Annotated in this window: 5 protein-coding genes; all 5 read left to right on the top strand. The window is 46.1% G+C overall.

The annotated features are described in order from the left end of the window. The first annotated feature begins 32 nt into the window (after window positions 1-32). On the top strand, window positions 33-566 hold the full coding sequence (locus CHL74_RS14825) for a hypothetical protein (protein ID WP_094881953.1): 534 nt from the start codon (window positions 33-35) through the stop codon (window positions 564-566). A 6-nt stretch (window positions 567-572) separates the two neighbouring features. Further along, window positions 573-848, top strand: a complete 276-nt coding sequence (locus CHL74_RS14830) for a hypothetical protein (RefSeq protein WP_094881954.1) — start codon at window positions 573-575, stop codon at window positions 846-848. Window positions 849-977: 129 nt separating this feature from the next. Continuing rightward, window positions 978-1,484 carry a hypothetical protein gene (locus tag CHL74_RS14835; protein ID WP_254923344.1) on the top strand — a complete coding sequence of 169 codons (507 nt, stop codon included), beginning with the start codon at window positions 978-980 and terminating at the stop codon, window positions 1,482-1,484. Then, the gene (locus CHL74_RS14840; protein ID WP_094881955.1) at window positions 1,468-3,198 is read left to right on the top strand and encodes a hypothetical protein; all 1,731 of its coding nucleotides are present in this window, start codon (window positions 1,468-1,470) and stop codon (window positions 3,196-3,198) included. The genes CHL74_RS14835 and CHL74_RS14840 overlap by 17 nt, the downstream gene beginning before the upstream one ends. A gap of 34 nt (window positions 3,199-3,232) precedes the next feature. Then, window positions 3,233-4,276 (top strand): hypothetical protein, encoded by a 1,044-nt coding sequence (locus CHL74_RS14845; RefSeq protein WP_094881956.1) that lies wholly within the window; start codon window positions 3,233-3,235, stop codon window positions 4,274-4,276. Window positions 4,277-4,799 lie beyond the last annotated feature (523 nt).

Here is a 4,799-nt window from a genome sequence, read left to right on the forward strand (position 1 = left end):
AAGCCGAAGTCCAAGTCTAAATCCAAGAAGTAGTGAAGCGCAACATCAACATAGATGACATCCTAAAGCCACTCTCTGAATGTCCACACCAGGCGTATCTCTCCAATGCTCTTCAGGTGGCGGACGTTTTGGAGTGGATTTTGGGACAGGTCGGCAAAGCGGAGATTTGGCAGACTTCGTTCTCCATCTCAGAGGAGTTCCTGCGTAGGCTCTTCTTCATCGAGAAGTCCGGCAACATTTCTGCCTTTAATCTTGTTCTCGACCATAAGGCTACGAACAAAACGCTAAAGCTATGGGCGTTCATCACACAGACGATGAAGCGCACCTATCTTGCCGACAACCATTCCAAAATCCTTCTCGTGCAAGCGGAGTCAGGAGAACAGATTAGTGTCGTCACCTCGCAGAATCTCACACGAGGCAACCGCCATGAGTCCACGTTCATCTCCACTTCGCCCGACATCTTCAACACTCTTCATGTGTCCGTCATGGATCTTATAAAGAACCATTCCGTTCCACTAACCGACCTTTTCCAACAGCGCATCAACGCTGCTGGTGCTAACAATTAAAATAATATGGTATACTCAGAAGAAGTTCTCACGCAGATTGAGCAGTATGCTTCAATCTACCTCAAAATCAGCGATATGGCTGTCATTCTCGGTGTTCCACCAGAGGATTTACGCCGTGACATTGCTGACCGTACAACAGCCGTTTCGCAGCGTTACCACCGTGGCAAGGCTGCTTCACGTGTCAAGCTATTGCATCAGGAGATGCAGCTCGCCTACGTCGGCTCTCCACTCGCTCTTGAAAACACCCGTAACAACCTCCTCGATATGGAGGATGATGAATAATTCAAAATTCTCTTCATGTCACAATTAAGCATTATCGACATCGCCAAACAGGACCTTTATACCTCCCAATCGGAATTGGAAGGTAAATATCCTGTTCCCCAAATCGAACATCTACTTCGATTAAGGGATATGGTCACATGGTCTATCGCCAACCCTGACATGAAGGATCGTCAGTTTGTCGATGAACTGCGCAGTCGCTACGGACTGTCGCAAGTCACGGCATATGCGGACTTAAAAATCGTCAAGGCTCTGCTACCGAATCTCTCGGAGTGTACGCGCGACTTCCACCGCTGGCGGTATAACGAGATGATTATGGAGACGTATCAGATGGCGAAGAAGCGTAAGGACACGAAGACGATGGAGAAAGCGGCCACTTCTTATGCGAAGTTCAACCGTATCGACATCGAGGACGAGCAATCTGTGCCGTACCACATGATTGTTGTCCAACCGTTCTTCCCGACTACTGACCCGCGTGTTGTGGGCATCACGCCGGTTCCGAACATCGACGACCGCATCCGAAAGCTCACCCAGGAGCTTACCACTTCGCATCCAGACACGGAGAATATTGAGTACGAACAAGCGGATCTTGTTCTTGATGACATCTTTAAGCCTGAAGACAATGACGAACAAAGTTGATACTTCTCTTTGGGACATCGAGGCGAAGCAACACTCTAAGCGTGTGTACTTCAACAAACCTCAGCTCCTGACGCAATACATCGGCGCGAAGACTACGGTCATCGTGGCCGGACGACGCACTGGCAAGACGGACTCCATCGCCTCGCCTTTCGTGCTGCGTAACATGCAGCGTATGCCTGGATCTACTGGTGGTATCGTCGTGCCTACGTTTAAGCATGGACTTACCAACACGCTCCCTGGTCTGCTTGCAGCATTGAAGCGTTGGGGATATATCAATGGCGTTCACTATGTGGTAGGCAGAAAACCGCCGAAGTCCTTCGCGAAGCCAATCACCGAACCGGCTGACTATGAGCATGTAATCACGTTCTATAATGGCTCGGTGGCTATCATCATCAGTCAGGACCGCCCAGGCTCTTCCAACTCGCTCACGCTCTCATGGCTGCTCATCGACGAGGCGAAATTTATTGATTACAACAAGCTGAAGGACGAGACTCTGCCTGCAAATGGTGGCATACGCTCGTACTTCGGACACCACAGCTTTAACCATAGCATGATGGTGCTTTCGGATATGCCTCAGACAACAAAGGGGTCTTGGTTCCTGCACTACGAGGATAAGATGGACTCGGAACTGATTGACACCATCAAGGGCACGATTTACAAGATTTGGCAGACAAAGGAGCGCATTGCCCAACTCAAAGAGCAGCGCAAGCCCATTCCTTCTTATCTGCCCAATTACCTCAAATGGCTCGACCAGTCGCTTAACAAGATGCGCTCGGTGGCTGTCTATTACAAGGAATACTCTACACTCGAAAACTTGCAGCTTCTCGGTGAAGAGTACATCCGGCAGATGAAGCGCGACCTCACACCGAAGACGTTCCAGACTTCTATCCTCTGTCAGAAGATTGGCATCTCGCACGATGGCTTCTACTCGTCCATGCAGGAGTACCACAAGTATGATGCTTCGGATTTCGACTACCTCGACTCGCTCGGCTACGAGCGCATCATCAAAGAGGCGCAGCAGGACTTATATACAATCCACGCCAACAACCAGTTCTCTACGCTTAACAGCTCGCTCGACTGTCGCACGGACTCGGACATCGACCCTATGCAGCCTCTCTGCATCGGTATGGACTACAACGCCAATATCAACTGGATTGTGTGCGGTCAGCCTCGTGCCAACCGCTTGAATATCCTCAAATCGTTCTACGTGAAGTTCGAGCGCAAAATCCCTGCGCTCGTAGCCGACTTCTGCACCTACTACGCTCCACACCCTAACAAGACGGTCATCTACTACTACGATGCCACTGCCCTCGGCTCTAACTATGCCGTGAACGACCAGGACTTCCACTGGGTGGTAGTACATGAGTTCGAGCGCCACGGATGGCAGGTCATTGACGTGTATCTCGGCAACCCGATGCGACACGATGAGAAATATCTTCTCATCAATCAGGGCTTTGCCGGGAAGCAACGCCTTATGCCGTACTTCAACCGCCAAAACAACGATGACCTTATCCTCGCCATCCAGTCCGCAGGAGTAGAGCGAGGTCGCAACGGCTTCCGCAAGAACAAGTCTATGGAGAAGCAGCCGGAGTCCGAAGAAGACCTCCTTGAACACCGCACCGACGGCACCGATGCCTTCGATACGTTGTATATTGGCTGCGAGAAGTTCCCACAGCACGATTTATACCCAATTGCTATTGGTGGTGTGAGATAAAAGTTGTATCTTTGCGCATATTAAATCGAAAACAATGAGAAAATATTTCTTTATTTTAATGCTGAGCATATTTACAATACAAGTATCAGCACAAATTGAGATGTTTGATGAAAGTCAACAGATAAAAGAAGTTCCAAAAGCTGAGCCATATGATAGCCTAAGAAATATGGCAACACAAAAATTTGGAACAAAAAATAATTTTAAATACACCTTTGATCATCTTATAGGACAAACTTTGTTGTATTGTGGAGACCCTTATTCTTTTTCTTTAAGTAACAATTTCAAAGTTGGTTCCTATTACAAAGTTCAAGGAACATTACCAGATGATGTGGGAAGAGGACTATATTGCAGAATGCAGCTTGAAGACACCAAAACAGGTGAAAAGTTGAATGAAGGTGGATTAACTGGTGATAATTTTAATGCACGTTGGGTTGTAGTTGGACACTATGAAAAAATGAAATCGTTATATACAAATAAAAAATTTGTATATGTTGGAACCTCGAATGTTTATATTCATTATCCTTGGAAAAAAGCAAATGGGCTTATAAATATGGCAACAGATACCATTACAGATAATATCCCTGTTGGTTCTATTTGGACTTGTGTTGGTGTTCAAGTTAAGCCACGAAAGAAGACAACTGATATGGATGCAGATATGACTCTCGACAAAAGAAGCCCTATCGTTCTTATTTTTGACAATCCAAGTTATGGCAAACATTATTGCTATTTAGAAGCTGATGACGGGAAACCATATGATATGCTTATACCCGAAATTAAACCTTATGTCTGTGGAAGATTTCAACTGAAGTCGGATTATGATAACATTAAGGCTATTACTGCAGCAAATAAGGCAAAGAGGAAGATGTCGCTAACTAAGAAATTTGGGGCATCAAATGCTAACCTTATATTAAAGGGTATTGTACGAATAGGAATGACTAAAGCAATGTGCAGAGAATCTTGGGGAGAACCTGATAATATTAATAAAACCATTGGATCTTGGGGAACACATGAACAGTGGGTATATGGAAATAGTTATTTGTACTTTGAAGGTAATAAGCTAACTTCTATCCAAAATTAGTTTTCAACATTAGAATGTCATTTCTTATGAAGCGGAACACTGCCTAATCACCCTTTCCTATACGCCTTTGTCTTGCGCCCAACGCAGGATGAAGGCTTTTCTTTTTTTCAGCGGTAGGCTCCGCCTTCAGCACCTCATTCGCTTCGCTCTCCGCACCTTTGGCTTTTGCAATCTCTTAGGCGTGAGAGTCAATAAAGTAAGGTAACCAATCCCGATTTTCAAAGGAGTAAGGCGTGGCGCACCGCCTTTCCTGCACTTTGTGCATCTTTCCTATGCTGTTATCTTGGTTGCTTGTTCCACCGTCCCTGTCATTGTCTGTGGAGTAATTGGCTTTTTGTTCGCCACCAAAATGACAAGTATTCATATTTGCCTTTTCTCATCCGTTCCACACTCTCGTTAGTGAATGAACTCCGATACTGCTGATGTTCATTTTTGTAGCCACAAGCACATCCACCTTTCTGCTTGCCTTAAAGATAGGTATCTGTCTGCCACGATTTCAACATGAAAGAAGTAGCCATCCCAT

This window comes from Prevotella sp. 885 (assembly GCF_002265625.1).
Lineage (GTDB): Bacteria > Bacteroidota > Bacteroidia > Bacteroidales > Bacteroidaceae > Prevotella.

Coding starts and splice junctions, on each gene's coding strand:
- CHL74_RS14830 (WP_094881954.1), top strand. CDS start 573: ATGGTATACTCAGAAGAAGTTCTCACGCAGATTGAGCAGTATGCTTCA.
- CHL74_RS14835 (WP_254923344.1), top strand. CDS start 978: ATGGTCACATGGTCTATCGCCAACCCTGACATGAAGGATCGTCAGTTT.
- CHL74_RS14840 (WP_094881955.1), top strand. CDS start 1,468: ATGACGAACAAAGTTGATACTTCTCTTTGGGACATCGAGGCGAAGCAA.
- CHL74_RS14845 (WP_094881956.1), top strand. CDS start 3,233: ATGAGAAAATATTTCTTTATTTTAATGCTGAGCATATTTACAATACAA.